The sequence below is a fragment of the Oxalobacteraceae sp. CFBP 8761 genome, from assembly GCA_014841595.1.
Classification (GTDB): Bacteria; Pseudomonadota; Gammaproteobacteria; order Burkholderiales; family Burkholderiaceae_D; genus Telluria.
This window is the reverse complement of the sequence record JACYUE010000002.1, coordinates 18702-38152: the sequence shown is the minus strand read 5'-3', so window position 1 is coordinate 38152 and position 19451 is coordinate 18702. Positions and strand designations below refer to the sequence as shown.

Below are 19451 nucleotides of genomic sequence, written 5' to 3'. Positions count from 1 at the left end.
CAGACGCTAAAAAGTGTCGAATTTCTTTACACTAATTTTTTTTAAGAAAATAAGATTGTTTATAATCAATGAGTTGTAGAGCTGGCATGATGATTGCTATATACAAATTATTGTTTCTTAAATTAAAACTTCGAACTTGCCATGAAAAAACTGATCACCACCGCTTTGCTGACCACCCTGTGCACCATCTCCGCTGCAGCATTGGCCACCCCAATCGCCATGACCGGCGCGTTCGCGTCGAGCGACCTGGCAAATAACAATTACAGCGCCGTGTTCAGTGGCAAATCGTTCCTGCCGACCGACTACACGGTCAACAGCCTGGCGTACTCGTTCTCGTTCCGTGATGATGGAAACGATATGTTCACGACGTCGGCCCCGGTCTCTACCGGCAGCAGCATGACGGGCTGGCGGCCCCATACCGCGGTGAGCTTCGCACGTTATCTGACAAAATACGCGACGGTAGAACGCACGAGCCAGCAGGAAAGCGCTGCGCTGTCGATCGGCGACGTCGTTCTCGGCACGGGCAGCACTGCACTGACCGAATCGAGCAAGACCACCTCCAGCCCACTTCATGCCAAGTATGAAGGCAAGGGTTGCTTCTACCACCACTGCTACGCCTTTTATACGAAGAGCTGGACCGACACCACGACCATCACCCGCGACTACACCGGCGCTTTCACGATCAGCGGCATTATCTCGAACCAGTCGATCATCGACGAACTGCTGCGCAGCGACCAGTTGACGCTGAACCTGAAAGTCGCGGGCGACCTGATTCTGACCAACTCGCAGCTGCTGCTGGATTACACGGAAGTCGTGGCAGCCGCTGAAGTGCCGGAGCCATCGAGCATCCTGCTGGCGCTCGCCGGTCTGGCCGGTCTGGGCGCCGTGCGTCGCCGCAGCAAGCGCGCGGCTGCATAAGACAGTTCGTAAAGAGGCGGCGAGACGTCAGCGCCGCACGACGATCGGCTTCAACCCCAACGAAGCCGGTAGTGCGTCCATCGCCTCGACCGCCTCGGCACGCGTCGGATACGGCCCGCCGTACAGGCGATTGAATGCCCCCACCTTCACCACTTCGAGTCTGCCCACGTCCACGCCGGCGCGGGTGATCTGGCCGCTGATCGCTTCGGCGGTACCACTGCGGCCATACGCGCCAAGCTGGATGTAATACTCGCCAGTAGCGGCGCGCGCCGCCGGCGCCGCCGGTGTTGCCGGTGTTGCCGGCTCCACCAGGCGCACGACGGCGCCGCTGTCGGACTGCACCCGGTCTTCGAGCATCAGCGCAGCGATCTCGGGCGGCGCCGATTGCGCCTGCGATGTCGCTTCACGCCGCGCGGCGGCAATCTGCGCGGGATTGACGATCGGATCGCCCGGGAACAGGCGCTCGATCTCGACCTCGTGGCTGCCGTTGCCGAGCAGGCCCAGTTTCAGCGCGGCCGTGTACGACACGTCGATGATGCGCGTGGAATGGAACGGGCCGCGATCGTTGATGCGCACGACCACCGACTGGCCGCTTTCCAGGCTGGTCACGCGCACGTACGACGGAATCGGCAGCGTCGGGTGCGCCCCCGTCATCTTGTACATGTCGTAGAGCTCACCGGAGGCCGTGCGCTGGCCATGGAATTTCTTGCCATACCAGGTGCTGATGCCGCGCTGGGTCAACCGTTCATCGTTGCCCAGTGGCGTGTAGGTCTTGCCCAGCACCGTGTAGGGACGGCTGGTGAACTTGTTGAACGGTTCGGCCACGACGACCGCGTCGGGCGTCTCGAGCAGGCCGTCGGGCGGATTCTCGCCCGGGCCGTCGTCCTTGTAGTAGCCGCCCCGCCCTGAATTGGCGGGCGGCAACTTGGGCGCGGGGCCGTGCTTGGCGGTGGGCTTGTGCGGCCACGGGAATGGCGACAAGCGCTTGTGTTCACCGGTACTGCTGCACGCCGTGACAAGAAAGGCAACCGCTACGACCGCCGGGATGTTTTTGCGAACGCCCATTGGCAGTCCTCCTGCTAGTTAAGTCTTCACCAGTTTACGGTGTCTTTGAATACTCATCAATATGCCGGCGCCAAGGCCGAGTGTGATAAAGGCAGTGCCGCCATAGCTCATGAAGGGCAGCGGCACCCCGACCACGGGCAGGATGCCCGCCACCATGCCCATGTTGACAAAGGCATAGGTAAAGAAAATCATCGAGATCGACCCGGCCAGCAGGCGCCCGAAGGTATTGGCTGCATTGGCCGCGATCATCAGGCCGCGCCCGATCAGGAGCAGGTACACGAACAGCAGGAACAGGTTGCCGATCAGGCCGAATTCTTCCGAATATACCGAGAACACGAAGTCGGTGGTCCGCTCGGGCACGAATTCCAGGTAACCCTGCGTGCCCTTCATATAGCCCTTGCCGCTCACACCACCGGAGCCGATCGCAATGATCGACTGGATGATGTGGAAGCCCTTGCCCAGCGGGTCGGAAGTGGGATCGATCAGCGTCATCACCCGCTCGCGCTGGTAGTCGTGCATCATCGACCAGCCCACCGGCAGGCCGGCCAGCCCCAGTACCGACACGGCGGCGATGGCCTTCCACGACAGGCCGGCCAGGAAGATCACGTACAGGCCCGACGATGCCACCAGCAGCGACGTGCCCAGGTCAGGCTGCTTCATGATGAACGCCACCGGGATCATCAGGAGCGCCCCGGCGACCAGGTAATTCTTCCAGCTCGCGACCTGCGCCCGGGTCTGGAAATACCAGGCCAGCATCAGGGGCACGCCGATCTTCATGATCTCGGACGGCTGGATGTCGATCACGCCGATGTGCAGCCAGCGCCGCGCGCCCTTCTTGATCAGGCCAAACATGGCCACTGCAAGCAGCAGCGCCACGCCGATGGTATAGATCGGCACGGCCAGACGCATCAGCGTTTGCGGCGCGATGTTCGCGGCGATCCACATCACGGCAAACGACAGCAGGAAGTTACGGATCTGGTGCTCGACCCGGTCCGGGAAGTCAGCGCCGGCCGACGACATGGTGACCATGCTGATCGTGACCAGGACCGCCAGGATCAGCGTCAGCGGCAAGTCGAATACCGTGAAATAGGGGCGCAGGCGCCGCCGCAGCGAACGCCGTTCTGGGATATGGGCCATGGTTTACTCGGTTCGGGTGACGGCGGACACGCTGGCCGTCTGGAGCGGTGCGGTCACGGGCGCTGGTGCTGGCGCTGGCGCGGTCTTCTTGACGGTGACGGGGCGCTCGGCCTTTTTTGGTTCGGCCGGCGGCGCCGGGCGCTTGCCCAGGATGGCGTAATCGAGCACCTTGCGCGCGATCGGCGCGGCCACGGCGCCGCCAAAGCCGGCATTTTCGACGACCATCGCCAGCGCGATGCGCGGCTGCTCGGCCGGCGCAAACACGGTAAACAGCGCATTGTCGCGGTGGCGTTCATCGATCGCGTTGGCATTGTATTTCTTGCCGCGCAGGCCGATCACCTGGGCGGTGCCGGTCTTGCCGCCGGCCGTGTACAGGGCGCCGGCAAAGGCTTTCTGGCCGGTGCCTTCGCGAATCACGCCCGCCATCGCATCCTTGATGAAGGCGATGTGCTCGGGCTTCATGGCCAGGCGCCGGGTTTCCTTCGGCACGGTCAGCGTGCGCTCGCGCGTGGCGCCATCCTCGATCATCTTGACCAGGTGCGGCTTCATCACCACGCCATTGTTGGCCAGGATCGCGGTCGCATGCGCCAGTTGCAGCATCGTGTAGTTGTTGAAGCCCTGGCCGATCGACACCGAAATGGTGTCGCCGCCGACCCACTTCTGGGCTGCAGGACTGCGCTTGAAACGCTCGGCCTTCCACTCCTTCGAGGGCAGCACGCCCGTCTTTTCGTAATCGAGGTCGATCCCGGTCGGCTGGCCAAAGCCGAATTCGCGCATGAACTTCGAGATGTTATCGATGCCCATCTCGTTGGACAGCTGATAGTAATAGGTGTCGCACGAGTGGGCGATCGAGTGGTACATATTGACGATGCCATGGCCGCCCGGCTTGTCATCGTTGAAGCGGTGCCCGCCCAGCATGAAGAAACCGGGGTCGCGGATCGCATCCTGCGGCCGGCGGAACCCCAGCTCGAGCGCTGCCAGCGACATGAACGGCTTGAAGGTCGACCCGGGCGGATAGGTGCCCGACAGCGGCCGGTTCATCAGTGGTTTGTCGAGCGAAGTATTGAGTTCGTTCCAGCTCTGGGTATCGATGCCGTCGACGAACAGGTTCGGATCGAAGCCGGGGCGCGACACATAGGCCAGCACGTCGCCGGTGGCCGGTTCGATCGCCACCAGGGCGCCGCGCTGGTCACCAAACGCTTCTTCGGCGATCTTTTGCAGTTCGATGTCGATCGACAGGATCAGGTTACTGCCTGGCGTTGGCGCCGTGCGGCGCAGCGTGCGGATGGCGCGCCCGCCAGCGGAGCGCTCGACCTGCTCGTAGCCGGTCTGGCCGTGCAGCTGGCGCTCGTAGCGCTTCTCCACACCTTCCTTGCCCATGTGGTCGGTGCCGTTGTAATTGGCAGCATCGTCGCTCTCTTCCAGCGCGTCGGCTTCCTTCTGGTTGATGCGGCCGATATAGCCGATCACGTGCGAGGCCACCTCGCCCATCGGATACTGGCGAAACAGGCGCGCCTGCACTTCGACGCCGGGAAAGCGGAAGCGCTGGGCCGTGAAGCGCGCCACTTCGTCATCGGTCAGGCGCGTGCGCAGCGGAACGCTGGCGAAGCTGCGCGACTCTTCCAGCAAACGCTTGAAGCGGCGCCGGTCGCGCGGCTCGATCTGCACCAGCTTGGCCAGTTCGTCGATCACCGACTCCATGTTCGCCTGCAGCTTGGACGGTGTCAGTTCGAGGGTGTAGGCCGAATAATTGCGCGCCAGGACCACGCCGTTGCGGTCGACGATCAGGCCGCGGTTGGGCACGATCGGCACCAGCGCGATGCGGTTGTCCTCGGCTTGGGCGGCGTACTGGTCGTGGTGCAGCACCTGCAGCCACACGACACGCGCGACGAGCAGGCCAAAGCAAATGAAGACCAGGCCGATCAGCACCGTCAGGCGCATCCGGAACTGGTGGATCTCGCGATCGCTGTCTTTGAATTCGGTCATGCGCTTATTGGTCGATTCAGGTCGGTCAGATCGGACGGGTGTGGTCGCGGTCGACCGCGCGGCGCTGGGGCGCCAGCAGCAGCCAGGTGATCACGGGCCACAGGATCACCGCCACCACGCTCTCGATGAACTGCAGCAGGCCCGGAAAGCGCCCGGAGACGATGAAATGCACGATCAGCTGGATCGCCTGCGCCATCAGGAGCAGCGGGAACACGTGCATGGCCTGGGTAAGCGTCGGGAACCACAGCACCCGGCGGTGGATCATGATGGCGAAGTACGACAGCAGCGTATAGGCCAGTGCGTTCTCGCCCAGGAGGCTCGCATCGTGCACGTCCATCAGGAGGCCCATGCAAAAGGCGACGCCGATGCCGACCTTGCGCGGCTGGTGGATGCCCCAGAAGACCAGCACCAGTGCGACGAAGTCGGGCGCGCCGAGCCAGCGGCCCCACGGCATCAGGTTGAGCATGAAGGCGCACACCAGGCTGAACGTGATGAACAGCGGGCTGACGGGCAGCAGGATGTAATGCGGGCGGTTACCTGGCATGGTGGCTTATCGGGTTGGGGTCGGTGCGGCCGGCCTAGGCGCGGCCGGCGTCGATGCGGCCGGCACCGGTGCAGTACCTGGCGCGGCGCCCGGGGTGACCGGCGCCGCCGGCGCAACCGGCGACTGCACCGCGGTTGGCGCACCAGCCGCCGGCAATGGCGACGCGGGCAACGGCGGCGTCGGCACCGGCGCCATTGCCGGCAACTTGCGGCGGTTGCCGGTTGGCGGCGTTTCCTGCGGCGGACGCGCTGGCAAGGCGTGGTTCGACATGATCACGAGCACCTGGCGATTGCGGTCGATGCCGGCCAGCGGCAGGCCGACCACGCGGCCGAACGAACCGGTCGCTTTTTCAACCTGCGTCACGCGCGCCACGGCCAGGCCGGCCGGATACATGCCGTCCAGGCCCGACGTGACCAGCACGTCGCCAACCTGGATGTCGGCATCCTGGGCCACGAAGCGCAGGTCGAGCTGGCCGGAATGACCGCGGCCGTACACGATGCTGCGCAAACCGCTGCGCAGCACCTGCACGGGAATGGCCTGGTCCTTGTCGGTCAGGAGCGTCACTTCGGACGTGAACGGGAACACGCGCGTGACCTGCCCCACCACGCCGGCATGGTCGATCACCGGCAGGCCGGGCGTGACGTCGTCGCGCGAGCCGCGGTTGATGACGATGCGGCGCGTCGACGGATCGCGCGCGTCGTACAGGATTTCGGCCATCTGCGATTGCACGGGCAGTTGCTGCTTGCCGTCCATCAGGCGCCGCAGGTGGATGTTCTCGGCCATCTGGAACTGCGCCTGCTGCAGCAGGCGGGACTGGGCCAGCTCCTGGTTCTTCAGCGCCTGGACCTGTTTTTGCAGCGTGGAGACCGACGAGAAATAAACGCCCATATTGCCCACTGCATCGCGTGGCAGCATGGCGGCCATCTGCATCGGATACAGCACGGTGGCGGCGACCGTACGCACGCCGGCAAGAAGCCCCATACGGGCATCGACCACCAGCAGAACGATCGCGATCAGCGCGAACACCGTCACCTTGACACGCGCGGGCGCGCCTTGTTTGAACAGCGGCGGAGGACTATATTCCATGAGCTCTGGTGGTGGTAACGCGGGAGTTCATATCAAGACGGGCAGATGCGCGCAGCTTGTGACCGCACGCCCTGCCCGTCCTGGAAGACCACGTGCGGCTTATTCGTACGAGAAGATGGAACCGAGTTTGTCCATCCGTTCCAGCGCCATGCCCGAGCCGCGCACCACGCAGGTCAGCGGGTCTTCGGCCACCAGCACCGGCAGGCCGGTTTCTTCCATCAGCAGGCGATCCAGGTCGCGCAGCAGCGCGCCGCCGCCGGTGAGCATCATGCCCTTTTCGGCGATGTCGGCGCCCAGTTCGGGCGGGGCCTGTTCCAGCGCGTTCTTGACGGCCGAGACAATCTGGTTCAGCGGGTCGGTCAGCGCTTCGAGGATCTCGTTGCTCGAAATGGTAAACGAGCGCGGGATGCCTTCGGACAGGTTGCGGCCCTTGACTTCCATCTCCTTGACTTCCGAACCCGGGAACGCCGAGCCGATCGCCTTCTTGATCGCTTCGGCGGTCTGTTCGCCGATCAGCATGCCGTAGTTACGGCGGATGTAGTTGACGATGGCTTCGTCGAACTTGTCACCGCCCACGCGCACGGAGCCCTTGTAGACCATGCCGCCCAGCGAGATGATGCCCACTTCGGTGGTGCCGCCGCCGATGTCGACCACCATCGAGCCGGTCGCTTCCGACACTGGCAGGCCAGCGCCGATGGCCGCAGCCATCGGCTCTTCGATCAGGTACACCTGCGAGGCGCCGGCGCCAAGCGCCGATTCACGGATTGCGCGGCGCTCGACCTGGGTCGAACCGCACGGCACGCAGATGATGATGCGTGGCGACGGGCGGAAGAATTTGGACTCGTGCACCATGCGGATGAACTGCTTGAGCATCTGTTCGGTGACGGTGAAGTCGGCGATCACGCCATCCTTCATCGGGCGGATCGCCTCGATATTGCCCGGCACCTTGCCCAGCATCTGCTTGGCTTCCTTGCCGACCGCCTGGATCGTCTTCTTGCCATTTGGCCCGCCCTGCTGGCGGATCGCGACGACCGACGGCTCGTCCAGCACGATACCCAGGCCACGCACGTAAATCAGCGTATTGGCGGTACCGAGGTCAATGGCGAGGTCGTTCGAGAAATAGCTGCGTAAAAAACCAAACATGGGTGTCCTGATGCGCATCAATGTGCGCCTAAACATTGATCGGGGATTCTGTGCCGCACCTGCCAACCGAGGGCACCGCGGACTTTCATTGCGCGGGAGCCATAGCTTTCGGCACGACAACGCATTAGCCCGCCATTCTACCTTATAATTTGTCGTTTACATGCCCAATACAGGTGGATTTCCCCACCGAATTGCAAGCGGTTTGCGCGATATTTGAAGGGTTTTATCAACTTTAAAATGCTGTTCGCTGACAACTTGCCAACATTCTTTATTCGCCTAATCACATTCTGCGTAGCCTTGGGCCGCGCCACCTTGCCATGTCCCTGACCCTATCTGACGTAAAACGCATTGCCAACCTGGCCCAGCTCGAGATGAGCGAGGCCGATGCCGAAATCGCCCTGACCGAGCTGAACGGCATTTTCGCGCTGGCCGAGCAGATGCAGGCGGTCGACACCACCGGCGTGGCGCCACTGGCCCAGCCGCTGTCGGCGATCCTCGCCCTGCCGCTGCGCTTGCGCGACGACGTGGTGACCGAACAGAACCACCGCGACGATTACCAGGCGCCGGCCCCGAAAGCGCAGGACGGCCTGTATCTGGTGCCGAAAGTCATCGAGTAATCCCGGCTTTTGAATCGCTCACGAATCCGCTTTTAGAATCGACACGCACATGCATAACAAGACCCTCAAGGAGCTGTCCGCGCTCCTGCACTCGAAGCAGATCTCGAGCACCGAACTGACGCGCCACTACCTCGGCCGCATCGACGCCAGCGAGCATAACGCCTTCCTGCACGTGGACCACGCGCGCTCGCTGGCCCAGGCCGCCGAGGCCGACGTGCGCTTCGCCGCCGGCACGGCCGGCCCGCTGACCGGCGTGCCGATCGCGCACAAGGACATCTTCGTCACGCGCGACTGGCGCACGACGGCCGGCTCGAAGATGCTCGAGGGCTACGTCAGCCCGTTCGATGCGACCGTGGTCGAGCGCTTCCGCAATGCCGGCATGGTCACGCTGGGCAAGGTCAACCTCGACGAATTCGCGATGGGCTCGGCCAATGAAAACTCGGCCTACGGCGCAGTGAAGAATCCATGGGACACGACAGCGGTGCCGGGCGGCTCGTCGGGCGGCTCGGCGGCGGCGATCGCTGCGCGCCTGGCGCCGGCGGCCACCGCCACCGACACCGGCGGCTCGATCCGCCAGCCGGCCGCGTTCTGCGGCGTCACCGGCATCAAGCCAACGTACGGGCGCGTATCGCGCTTCGGCATGATCGCGTTTGCCTCGTCGCTCGACCAGGGCGGTCCGATCGCCCAGAGCGCCGAGGATTGCGCGCTGCTGCTGAACGAAATGATCGGCTTCGACGAGCGCGATTCGACCAGCCTGACGGTCGACCAGGGCAACGTCGCGGAAGACTACGCGCGCGCGCTGGATCACCCGTTGACCGGGCTGCGCATCGGCGTGCCGGCCGAGTATTTCGGCGAAGGCCTGGCGGGCGACGTCGAAGCTGCCGTGCGCGCGGCGCTCGAACAGTTCGTGAAACTGGGCGCGACGCTGGTGGACATCTCGCTGCCGAAGACCGCGCTGTCGATCCCGACCTATTACATCATCGCGCCGGCCGAAGCCTCGTCGAACCTGTCGCGCTTTGACGGTGTACGTTATGGCCACCGCGCCAGCGAGTACAAGGATTTGCAGGACATGTACCGCAAAACCCGCGCCGAAGGTTTCGGCACCGAGGTCAAGCGCCGCATCCTGGTGGGCACCTATGTACTGTGCCACGGCTACTACGACGCCTATTACGTGCAGGCGCAGAAGATCCGGCGCCTGATTGCCGACGACTTCCAGGCTGCGTTCGCCGACAAGTGCGACGTGATCATGGGCCCGGTCGCGCCGACCGTGGCGTGGGACCTGGGCGCCAAGTCGAACGACCCGGTGGCGAACTACCTGGCCGACATCTACACGCTCTCGACCAGCCTGGCGGGCCTGCCCGGCATGTCGATCCCGTGCGGCTTCGGCGCCGGCGAGAAGAACGGCAAGCGGCCGGTCGGCCTGCAAATCATCGGCAACTACTTCGCCGAAGCCAAGCTGCTCAACATCGCGCACCAGTACCAGCTCGCGACCGATTGGCATACGCGCACGCCGGACGGCGTTTGATTCGCGCCGACACAGAACAAAGAGAGAACACTATGCAATGGGAAGTCGTCATCGGTCTTGAGAACCACGTGCAGCTCACGACCCAATCGAAAATCTTCAGCGGCAGCGCGATCCGTTTCGGCGCCGAGCCGAACACGCAGGCCAGCCCGGTCGACCTGGCGCTGCCAGGCGTGCTGCCGGTGCTGAACCGCGGCGCGGTCGAACGCGCGATCCGTTTCGGCCTGGCGGTCGGCGGCACCATCGCGCCGGAGTCGGTCTTCGCGCGCAAGAACTACTTTTATCCTGACCTGCCGAAGGGTTACCAGATCAGCCAGTTCGCCGATCCGGTGGTCCAGGGTGGCACGCTGACCTTCGCCTACGAAAAAGACGGCAAGCTCGAAATGAAGACGGTCAACCTGACCCGCGCCCACCTCGAGGAAGACGCGGGCAAGTCGCTGCACGAAGACTATGCGGGCATGAGCGGGATCGACCTGAATCGCGCCGGCACGCCGCTGCTGGAAATCGTGTCCGAGCCTGAAATGCGCAGCGCTGCCGAAGCGGTGGCGTATGCCAAGGCGATGCACTCGCTGGTGATGTGGCTGGGTGTTTGCGACGGCAATATGCAAGAGGGCTCGTTCCGCTGCGACGTCAACGTCTCGGTGCGCCCGGTCGGCCAGCAGGAATTCGGCACGCGCTGCGAAATCAAGAACTTGAACTCGTTCCGCTTCATGGAAGAAGCGATCCACTACGAAGTGCGGCGCCAGATCGAACTGATCGAAGACGGCGGCAAGGTCATCCAGGCCACGCGCCTGTGGGACCCGGACCGCAAAGAAACGCGCTCGATGCGCACGAAAGAAGACGCGCAGGATTACCGCTACTTCCCCGACCCCGACCTGCCGCCGCTGGCAATCGGCCAGGACTGGATCGAGCGCGTGAAAGCGGAGATGCCGGAACTGCCAGGCGCCATGCGCGCACGCTTCACGGGTGAGTACGGCCTGCCCGAATACGACAGCCTGGTCCTGACGTCGTCGCAGACGATGGCGACGTACTACGAAGCGGTGGTGGCGAACGCCGGGAAAGAAAACGCGAAGTCGGCTGCCAACTGGATGATGGGCGACGTGTCGTCGACGCTGAACCGCGAAGGCGTCGAGCTGCAGGCTTCGCCAGTGAGCGCCGCGCAACTGGCGCTGCTGCTCAAGCGCATCGCCGACGGCACGATCTCGAACAAGGCCGCAAAAGAAGTCTTCGCAGCAATGTGGGATGCGAAATCGGACGACGAAGCGCTGGCCGACACCGTCATCGACCAGAAAGGCCTGAAACAGATCTCCGACACGGGCGCACTGGAAGCCATTGTCGACGAAGTCCTGGCCGCCAACGCCAAATCCGTCGAACAATACCGCGCCGGCAAAGAAGCAGCGATCAACGCCCTGATCGGCCAGGCCATGAAAGCCTCCAAAGGCAAAGCCAACCCAGCGCAAGTGACCGAACTACTGAAGAAAAAGCTGACCAGCTAACCCTTCCCCCTCAATTAGGGTCAGAGTCGAATTATTGAGCAATTGCCCACAATTGCCAGCAATGCGACGCTGACCCTGATTCATTTTTACCCACAGCAATTGCCCAGCCTAGGGACTCTGTCCCCACTTATCGGGCGACCGCGAGCAATTGCCCAACAATTCGACTCTGACCCTATTTGTTTGGATGGCCCAAACTGTCCACAAAGCAGGAAAGCTGATTCGATTCCTGGTCAAATCATTAAACTGACAAGCGATATTCCAAGCGGAAAATAAATCGATTCCTATAAGCACATAAACAATGAGGGTCAGAGTCGAATTGTTTGACAACTCTAGAAAATTGCCCAATAAGTCGACTCTGACCCTAATTAATTTGCAAGAGTTTCCACCAATCTAAATTAGGGTCAGAGTCGAATTGTTTGACAACTTTGGGTAATTGCCCAACAAATCTACTCTGACCCTCATTGTTGGGCTATTGCTTTTGGATGCCGTAGCGGGTGCGGTAGGCGGAGACGGCGTCTTTGTGTTGCGACAGGCGGGGGTCGGCGGTGTGGGTGTCGAGGTAGGTGAAGAGGTCGGCCAGGTTGGCGATCGAGATCACCGGGATGTTGAATTCGCGCGAGACTTCCTGGACTGCCGACAGTTCGGAGAGCGCGTCATCCGTGCCCGAGCGCTCCATGCGATCCAGTGCGATCAACACGGCGGCTGGCTCGGCGCCGGCGGCGCGGATCATGGCGACCGATTCGCGCACCGAGGTGCCGGCGCTGATCACGTCGTCGATGATCACGACCTTGCCCTGCAGCTTGGCGCCGACGATCGTGCCGCCTTCGCCGTGGTCTTTCGCTTCCTTGCGGTTGTACGCGTACGACGTGTCGCGGCCTTTCGCGGCCAGGGCCACTGCCGTGGCGGAGGCCAGCGTGATGCCCTTGTAGGCCGGGCCGAACAGCATGTCGAATTCGACGCCCGAGTCGAGCAGCGTCTGCGCGTAGAACTGAGCCAGCTTGCCCAGCGTGGCGCCGTCGTGGAACAGGCCGGCGTTGAAGAAGTAGGGCGACAGGCGCCCGGCCTTGGTCGTGAATTGGCCGAACTTCAATACTTCGGCCTCGACCGAAAACCCGATGAATTGCTGGCGCAGATCAGTCATGTACTTCTCCCTGGATGTCGAAAGCGGCTATTTTAATCGCTCACGGCCCTGCCGGCGACGACCCGTAGTGCTTCGGCCCCGCTGATCGGCTTGACCATGTGCGCCGCGAAGCCGCTGGCCTGGCTGCGCGCACGGTCCGTGGCCTGGCCGTACCCGGTCAGCGCGACCAGCCGGCACAGGCGTCCCGCCGGCAGCGCGTGGATGCGCGCGGCGAGCTGGTAGCCGTCGAGCACCGGCAGGCCGATGTCGAGCAGCGCGACGTCGGGCCGGAAGCGCTCGATCGCCGCCAGTGCCGCCACCGGATCGTGATACACCTCGACCATGTGCCCGTGCGCCGTCAGCAGGCGCGCCAGCGTATTGGCGCCGTCGGCATTGTCGTCCACCACCAGCACCCGCTGCGGCGCGCTGTCGATGGCCGGCCCGGCCGAAACGGCCACAACCGCCACCGGCACGGCCAGCCCCGTCACGCCGTGCAGCGGCAGGCGCACCACGAACTCGCTGCCCAGGCCGCGCCCTGCGCTGCGCGCTTCGACGCTGCCGCCATGCAGTTCGACGATGTTCCTGACCAGCGCCAGCCCGATCCCAAGCCCGCCCTCCGCGCGGTCGATGCTGCGTTTGCCCTGGAAGAACAGCTCGAACACCTGCTCGCGCATGTCCGGCGCCAGGCCGATGCCCGTGTCGCGTACGCTGATCTCGACCATGTCCGCGTCGTCGCGCCGTGCGCGCAGCCAGATCCGGCCGCCCGGTTCGGTGTAGCGTGCGGCATTGGTCAAGAGGTTCGACACCACCTGCACCAGCCGTGCCGGATCGCCTTCCCACGCCAGGCCCGCTTCGACATCGACCTCGAGATGGTGACCGCGCTGCTCGACCAGCAGGCTCGCCATCTCGAGCGCGCGGCCCGTCACCTGCGCCATCTCGACCTGCTCGACCTTCAGTTCGATCTTGCCGCGCGTGACGCGCGAGACGTCGAGCAGGTCGTCCACCAGCCGCACCAGATGGTCGACCTGGCGCTGGATGATCTCGCCCTCGCGGCCGTATGCGCCATCGCCCCGCATGCGCATCAGTTGCAGCGCGGTGACGATCGGCGAGAGCGGATTGCGCAGCTCGTGGCCCAGCATCGCCAGGAATTCATCCTTGGCCTGGCTGGCCGCGCCCAGGTCGACCAGCAGCTGCTCGCGCTCGCGGGCGGCATGCTCGATCGCCAGGCGGTTGCGCACGTGCTCGGTCACGTCGACCGCCACCACGATCACGCCTTCCGGCCGGCCGTCCAGATCCAGCAGCGGCTCCAGGCTGAACTTGAAGAAGCGCTCGACCGGTTGACCATCAGCATCCAGGCGCGAGACTGACAGCTCCTCGGCCTGGTATGACACGCCGCTGGCGTAGACGCGCGCGACCGCGTCGGCCACGCCGGCACCGCCCAGATGCGGGAACGCTTCGTCGAAGGTCTGGCCCAGCATGCTGCTGGTGTCGATCAGGTCGCGGTAGCGGTTGTTCACCAGCCGGAAGCGCAGCTCGGGCCCCATCAACAGTGCCGCCGCGACCGGCGCGGCCATCAGCATGGCATCGCGCTGCGCCAGCGCCTGGTCGCGCTCATGGCGTTCGGACGCATCGCGCGTGAAGCAGCGCGTGTAGCGCAGCTGGCCGTCGACGAAATGCCCGTTCGAGTGGATCAGCACGTGCCTGATCGAGCCATCCTTGCAGCGCAGGCGCGCCGGCTGGTCGTACAGCGCCTCGCCCGCCAGCAGCGTGCGCAGGATGAAGTCGATCGTGGCCGGGTCTTCGTGGAAGTCGGCGATATGCCGACCGACGTAGTCTTCCCAGCCGTAGCCGAGCATCTGCAATTCGGCGCGATTCGCCCACAGGATGGTGCCGTCGGGGCCGACGCGGTGCAGCCCTTCGACGGCGTTCTCCACGAAATCGTAGAGTTCAGCGGCCGTGGCGTCATCGTGCGCGCGCACGGGAATAGCGACGACGTCCGCAGGGAGCGGTTTGTCAGTGTTCATGGGATCGGGAAGGGAAAATGCGGCGTGCCATCGACGCGCAGGGGACTGACAGTGTAGCAGATCGTTGCCATTCATCACCGCCAGTCCCCATAAAGCAACAGGCTCAAGGCATGACGGGAAGCATCAAAACACGCTACACTTGCCGGCTATCGGCGTGCCTCCGGGTGCGCCCTGCCCTCTTTCATCTGCCTGACCATCTTCATGCCACGAATCATCTCCGCAAACCTCAACGGTATCCGCTCCGCCCACAAGAAGGGCTTCTTTGACTGGCTGGCGACGCAGGACGCCGACTACATCTGCGTCCAGGAACTCAAGGCCCAGGAAGCCGACATGACCGAAGACTTCCTGCGCCCGCACGGCTACCACGGGCGCTTCCACTACGCCGAGAAAAAGGGCTACTCGGGCACCGGCGTCTACAGCCGCACCGAACCCGACCAGCACCGCATCGGTTTCGGCTGCCTCGAGTTCGATGCGGAAGGCCGCTACACGCGCTGCGACTTCGGCAACCTGACCGTCATCTCGGTCTACTGCCCGTCCGGCTCCTCGTCGCCCGAGCGCCAGCTGGCCAAGTTCCGCTTCATGGAAGTCTTCCTGCCACATCTGCAGGCACTGCAGGCCGAAGGCCGCGAAGTCGTCATCTGCGGCGACTGGAACATCGCGCACAAGGAGATCGACCTGAAGAACTGGAAGGGCAACCTGAAGAATTCAGGCTTCCTGCCCGAGGAACGGGCATGGATGACGCGCATCTTCGACGAGCTGGGGATGGTCGACGTGCACCGCGGCCTGGATGCGCGCCCTGACCAGTACACATGGTGGAGCAACCGCGGCCAGGCCTACGCGAAGAACGTCGGCTGGCGCATCGACTATCACGTCGCCACGCCCGGCATCGCGGCGCGCGCCAAAACCGTCTCGGTCTACAAGGACGTGAAGTTCTCGGACCACGCCCCGCTCATCATCGACTACGACCTGTAATCAAGCCGGCCAGCGCAAATCGAAGCGGCTGGCGAAACTGCGCGCCTGGCGCGTGAGCGGATCGTCGAACGCGATGGCGCGCGCCAGCAACTGCAGCGGCGCGCTGAAATCGTCGCTGCCGCAGGGCCGCGCCACCGGATAGAAGCTGTCGCCGACAATCGGCGCGCCAAGCGAGGCCAGATGCAAGCGCAGCTGGTGCTTGCGCCCCGTGTGCGGATGCAGCCGGTACCGTGCCAGCGGCCCGCGCTGCTCGATCAATTCGATCAGGGTTTCCGAATTGGGTTCGCCCGCCACTTCTTCGCTGAGAAAGAACTGCGCCGCATCCTGCATGCGGCTGCGGTACGTAAACGGCAAGCTGCGCCCCTGCAGCAGCGGCGCGATCGCTTCATAGGTTTTGGTGACCACGCGCTTCTGGAACATCGACTGGTAAGCGCCACGCGAGACAGGATTGTGCGAAAAGATCACCACGCCCGCCGTCTCGCGATCGAGCCGGTGGATCGGCACCAGGTGCGGCAAGTCATGCGTGCGCTTCAGACGCACCAGCAACGTCTCCCTCAGGAAGCGCCCGCTCGGAATCGTTGGTAAAAAATGCGGCTTGTCGGCGACCAGGATGTGATCATCCTGGAACAGCACCGCCTCCTGGAACGGGATCGGCACCTCAGGCACGTCGAGCTCGCGGTAGTACCAGATGCGCATGCCCTGGCGCACCGGCGTATCGAACGCCACCCGCGCGCCCTTCGCGTCGACGACTTCACCCCGTTCCAGCCGCGCTGCCCAGGATTGCATCGGCACGTCGGGAAAGCGCTCGCATAAAAAGCGCAGCATGCCGCCGGCGCGCGTCTCGGTCAGCCACAGATAGCTGGGCGCGACGCCGTCACGCAGGGGCAGCGGGACGACCGCATTGGCTTCGGCCTGACGGCCCCTGGCGCTACTGCCCATCAACGCCTCAATTCAGCGCAGTGCTCTTGTAGGCCGGCAGCTTGGCGACCGTCGTCTTCTTGGCACGCGCATACAGCGGCAGCAGTACGTTCATGTGCGCTTCCATGTCCTTGATGCGGGTGTCGCCGCCCGGGTGGGTCGACAGGATTTCCATCGGCGCGCTCTGGTTCAGCGTGGCCATCTTGCGCCACAGGACGATGCCGGCGCGCGGATCGTAACCGGCGCGCGACGAGATATCCAGGCCCACCAGGTCGGCCTCGCGTTCTTCGTCGCGCGAGAATTTCAGCACCAGCATGCTGCCCAGGCCATTGGCCGCGGTAGCAGTCAGGTTGGGATCGACGCCGAAAATGCCCGACAACAGCGCGCCGCCGACACGCGCGCCCAGCGCGGTGACGTTGGACTTGGCCAGGCGCTCGCGCCCGTGCTCGCGCAGTGCGTGGGCGATCTCGTGGCCCATGATGGCCGCGGCTTCGTCGTCGGTCAGCTGCAGCTTGGTGAGGATGCCGGTGTAGAAGCCGATGCGGCCACCCGGCATGCAGAACGCGTTGACCTCGTCGGCCTGGATCAGGTTGACCTGCCAGTCCCACTTGCTGGCCACCGGATTCCAGCGCGGCGTGAACGGGATGATGCGCTGGGCGATCGTGCGCAGACGCTTGAGCTGCGGGTCGGTGGCCGGGGCCAGCAAGCCTTTCTCCTTGGCCTGGCTCATCATCTCGGTGTACTGCAGGCGCGCGGCTTCGTTGACCTGCTCTTCGGGCGCCAGCACGCGCATGCGCGACAGTGGCTTGACCTCGATGCCATCCTGGACGACGACGCCGGCCTCCTGCGCCGTGGCCAGGCCGGTCGCGGCGAACAGGGTCAGACAAACGGCTAGTTGTTTCAGTTTCATCATCATGGCTCCGGCAGGCTGTTGTTGGCAGCCGGCCTCTTAAAATTGGTTATAAATGGGCAGCGCCCGCGCAGAATCGACGTGATCATGCCGTATGTACCGGCCCCGCTCAAGCCGCCAACGCACATAAGTCGCAACCTGCCCCGCGTTACGCTGCCGGCGGCGCTTTTTTACGCAGGCGGAAGACCGCCATGCTGCCGCGCAGGTTCGGCAGGAACTTGACCACCTTGCCGTCGGCCAGCGCCACGCATTCCAGCACTTCCAGGCCGCACTCCACCGCCAGTTCCTGGAAATCGTAGATCGTGGCGCAGCGCACGTTTGGCGTGTCATACCACTGGTACGGCAGCGCACGCGAAACCGGCATGCGCCCGCGCAGCAGCGCCAGGCGGTGCGGCCAGTGCGCGAAGTTCGGGAACGAGACGATCGCTTCGTGGCCGACGCGCACGATGTCGCGCAGCAGGCCTTCGACATGCTGCATCATCTGCAGCGAATTCAGACACAGCACGGTGTCGAACGTGTTGTCGCCAAAAAGGCCCAGGCCCTTTTCCATATCGTGCTGGATCACGTTGATCCCACGCGCGGTGCTTTCCAGGACCTTGTCGTCGGCGATCTCGATGCCGTAGCCCGAGCAGCGCTTGCCGGATTCGAGGTAGCGCAGCATGGCGCCGTCGCCGCAGCCGACGTCGAGCACGTGGGCGCGCTCGCCCACCCAGTGCGCGATGAAAGCGAGGTCGGGCCGCAGCGTATTGAGGTCGGCGAAATTCATGCGGCCTCCGTGGCGGTGGTGATGGCGCCCGGGGCCAGCTCAAGGGCGATGCGGTTGTAATACGCGCGCACCACGTTCATGTAGCGCGCATCGTCGAGCAGGAAGGCATCGTGGCCGTGCGGCGCGTCGATTTCGGCGTAGGTCACGCGGCGCCGGTTGCTGATCAGGGCTTCGACGATCTCGCGGCTGCGCTCGGGCGAGAAGCGCCAGTCGGTCGTAAACGACGCGATCAGGAACTGCGCTTTGGTGCCAGCGAGCGCCTTTTCGAGATCGCCGTCGTACTCGCGCGCCGGATCGAAGTAGTCGAGCGCCTTGGTAATCAACAGGTAGGTATTGGCGTCGAAGTATTCCGAGAACTTGTCGCCCTGGTAGCGCAGGTAGGATTCGATCTCGAAGTCCACGCCGAAGTCGAAGTTGTAGTCATTGGTTTCGGCCGCGTTGCGCAACTTGCGCCCGAATTTCTCGGCCATGTCGTCGTTCGACAGATACGTGATGTGGCCGATCATGCGCGCCACTTTCAGGCCGTTCTTTGGCACCACGCCATGCTCATAGAAGTCGCCACCGTGGTAATCGGGGTCGGTCAGGATCGCCTGGCGCGCGACGTCGTTGAAAGCGATGTTCTGGGCCGACAGCTTCGGCGTGGACGCGATCACGATGCAGTGGCGCAGGCGCTCGGGGAACTTGATGCTCCACGACAGGGCCTGCATGCCGCCCAGCGAGCCGCCCATCACGGCGGCAAACTGGTCGATGCCGAGGCGGTCGGCCAGCAGCGCCTGCGCGGTCACCCAGTCTTCCACGGTCACCAGCGGAAAGCTCGCGCCATACGGCTTGCCGGTGGCGGCATTGAGATGCATCGGGCCGGTCGAGCCGAAGCACGAGCCCAGATTGTTCACGCCAATGACGAAGAAGCGGTCGGTGTCCACGGGTTTGCCCGGGCCGACCATATTGTCCCACCAGCCGGCGCTCTTGGGCGAATCGTACTGGCCGGCGACGTGGTGCGAGGCGTTCAGGGCGTGGCAGACCAGCACCGCATTGGACCTGTCGGCGTTGAGCGTGCCATAGGTTTCATACATCAGCGTGTAGTTGCTGAGCTGGGCGCCGCTTTGCAGGCGCAGCGGCTCGGCGAAGTGCATCGCCTGCGGTGTGACTATTCCTAGAGATCCCATGGGACTGTGTGCTTTGATTGATGATGCGGTGGTGGCGCCGTTGCCTGGCATGGCAACGGCG

The 19451-nt window shown here is 63.9% G+C and carries 17 protein-coding genes; 5 read left to right on the top strand and 12 right to left on the bottom strand.

Annotation, left to right across the window (positions count from 1 at the left end; all coding sequences use genetic code 11):
- Positions 1 to 141 precede the first annotated feature (141 nt).
- The gene (locus IFU00_12580) at positions 142 to 918 is read left to right on the top strand and encodes a PEP-CTERM sorting domain-containing protein (GenBank protein MBD8543112.1); all 777 of its coding nucleotides are present in this window, start codon (positions 142 to 144) and stop codon (positions 916 to 918) included.
- 27 nt (positions 919 to 945) lie between these two features.
- On the opposite strand, the gene IFU00_12575 is transcribed toward IFU00_12580, so the two are convergent.
- The 6 genes from IFU00_12575 to IFU00_12550 all read right to left on the bottom strand — a co-directional run bounded on the left by IFU00_12575 (position 946) and on the right by IFU00_12550 (position 7879).
- Positions 946 to 1983: a septal ring lytic transglycosylase RlpA family protein gene (locus IFU00_12575; GenBank protein ID MBD8543111.1), complete on the bottom strand. Its 1038-nt coding sequence runs from the start codon at positions 1981 to 1983 to the stop codon at positions 946 to 948.
- An 18-nt stretch (positions 1984 to 2001) separates the two neighbouring features.
- Positions 2002 to 3120, bottom strand: coding sequence for a rod shape-determining protein RodA (rodA, locus tag IFU00_12570; GenBank protein ID MBD8543110.1), 1119 nt, complete (start codon positions 3118 to 3120; stop codon positions 2002 to 2004).
- A 3-nt stretch (positions 3121 to 3123) separates the two neighbouring features.
- Positions 3124 to 5106, bottom strand: a complete 1983-nt coding sequence (gene mrdA, locus IFU00_12565; protein ID MBD8543109.1) for a penicillin-binding protein 2 — start codon at positions 5104 to 5106, stop codon at positions 3124 to 3126.
- A 25-nt stretch (positions 5107 to 5131) separates the two neighbouring features.
- Positions 5132 to 5650 (bottom strand): rod shape-determining protein MreD, encoded by a 519-nt coding sequence (gene mreD, locus IFU00_12560; GenBank protein ID MBD8543108.1) that lies wholly within the window; start codon positions 5648 to 5650, stop codon positions 5132 to 5134.
- A 6-nt stretch (positions 5651 to 5656) separates the two neighbouring features.
- Complete coding sequence (gene mreC, locus IFU00_12555) at positions 5657 to 6736, bottom strand: rod shape-determining protein MreC (protein ID MBD8543107.1); 1080 nt, start codon at positions 6734 to 6736, stop codon at positions 5657 to 5659.
- Positions 6737 to 6835: 99 nt separating this feature from the next.
- Complete coding sequence (locus IFU00_12550; protein MBD8543106.1) at positions 6836 to 7879, bottom strand: rod shape-determining protein; 1044 nt, start codon at positions 7877 to 7879, stop codon at positions 6836 to 6838.
- Between the two features lie 317 nt (positions 7880 to 8196).
- Between IFU00_12550 and gatC the strand changes: the two genes are divergently transcribed.
- From gatC to gatB, 3 genes are read left to right on the top strand one after another with little or no spacing between them, the layout of a single operon-like run.
- Complete coding sequence (gatC, locus tag IFU00_12545) at positions 8197 to 8496, top strand: Asp-tRNA(Asn)/Glu-tRNA(Gln) amidotransferase subunit GatC (protein ID MBD8543105.1); 300 nt, start codon at positions 8197 to 8199, stop codon at positions 8494 to 8496.
- 49 nt (positions 8497 to 8545) lie between these two features.
- Positions 8546 to 10021 carry an Asp-tRNA(Asn)/Glu-tRNA(Gln) amidotransferase subunit GatA gene (gene gatA / locus IFU00_12540; GenBank protein MBD8543104.1) on the top strand — a complete coding sequence of 492 codons (1476 nt, stop codon included), beginning with the start codon at positions 8546 to 8548 and terminating at the stop codon, positions 10019 to 10021.
- Positions 10022 to 10053: 32 nt separating this feature from the next.
- Positions 10054 to 11514 (top strand): Asp-tRNA(Asn)/Glu-tRNA(Gln) amidotransferase subunit GatB, encoded by a 1461-nt coding sequence (gene gatB / locus IFU00_12535; protein ID MBD8543103.1) that lies wholly within the window; start codon positions 10054 to 10056, stop codon positions 11512 to 11514.
- A gap of 469 nt (positions 11515 to 11983) precedes the next feature.
- Here the strand turns inward: gatB and pyrE are convergent, their stop codons facing one another.
- Both pyrE and IFU00_12525 read right to left on the bottom strand, forming a co-directional pair.
- A complete protein-coding gene (pyrE, locus tag IFU00_12530; protein ID MBD8543102.1) occupies positions 11984 to 12655 on the bottom strand; it encodes an orotate phosphoribosyltransferase in 672 nt (223 codons plus the stop codon).
- A gap of 32 nt (positions 12656 to 12687) precedes the next feature.
- On the bottom strand, positions 12688 to 14658 hold the full coding sequence (locus IFU00_12525) for a PAS domain-containing protein (GenBank protein MBD8543101.1): 1971 nt from the start codon (positions 14656 to 14658) through the stop codon (positions 12688 to 12690).
- Positions 14659 to 14859: 201 nt separating this feature from the next.
- Between IFU00_12525 and xth the strand changes: the two genes are divergently transcribed.
- Positions 14860 to 15630 carry an exodeoxyribonuclease III gene (xth, locus tag IFU00_12520; GenBank protein ID MBD8543100.1) on the top strand — a complete coding sequence of 257 codons (771 nt, stop codon included), beginning with the start codon at positions 14860 to 14862 and terminating at the stop codon, positions 15628 to 15630.
- Here the strand turns inward: xth and IFU00_12515 are convergent, their stop codons facing one another.
- The 4 genes from IFU00_12515 to IFU00_12500 all read right to left on the bottom strand — a co-directional run bounded on the left by IFU00_12515 (position 15631) and on the right by IFU00_12500 (position 19390).
- Positions 15631 to 16569 carry a pseudouridine synthase gene (locus IFU00_12515; GenBank protein ID MBD8543099.1) on the bottom strand — a complete coding sequence of 313 codons (939 nt, stop codon included), beginning with the start codon at positions 16567 to 16569 and terminating at the stop codon, positions 15631 to 15633. It abuts the gene before it with no gap.
- A gap of 7 nt (positions 16570 to 16576) precedes the next feature.
- Positions 16577 to 17461, bottom strand: a complete 885-nt coding sequence (locus tag IFU00_12510; GenBank protein ID MBD8543098.1) for a M48 family metallopeptidase — start codon at positions 17459 to 17461, stop codon at positions 16577 to 16579.
- A 145-nt stretch (positions 17462 to 17606) separates the two neighbouring features.
- Positions 17607 to 18224, bottom strand: coding sequence for a methionine biosynthesis protein MetW (gene metW, locus IFU00_12505; GenBank protein ID MBD8543097.1), 618 nt, complete (start codon positions 18222 to 18224; stop codon positions 17607 to 17609).
- Positions 18221 to 19390 (bottom strand): homoserine O-acetyltransferase, encoded by a 1170-nt coding sequence (locus IFU00_12500; GenBank protein ID MBD8543096.1) that lies wholly within the window; start codon positions 19388 to 19390, stop codon positions 18221 to 18223. Before IFU00_12500 ends, metW begins: the two co-directional genes overlap by 4 nt.
- Between the last annotated feature and the right edge of the window lie 61 nt (positions 19391 to 19451).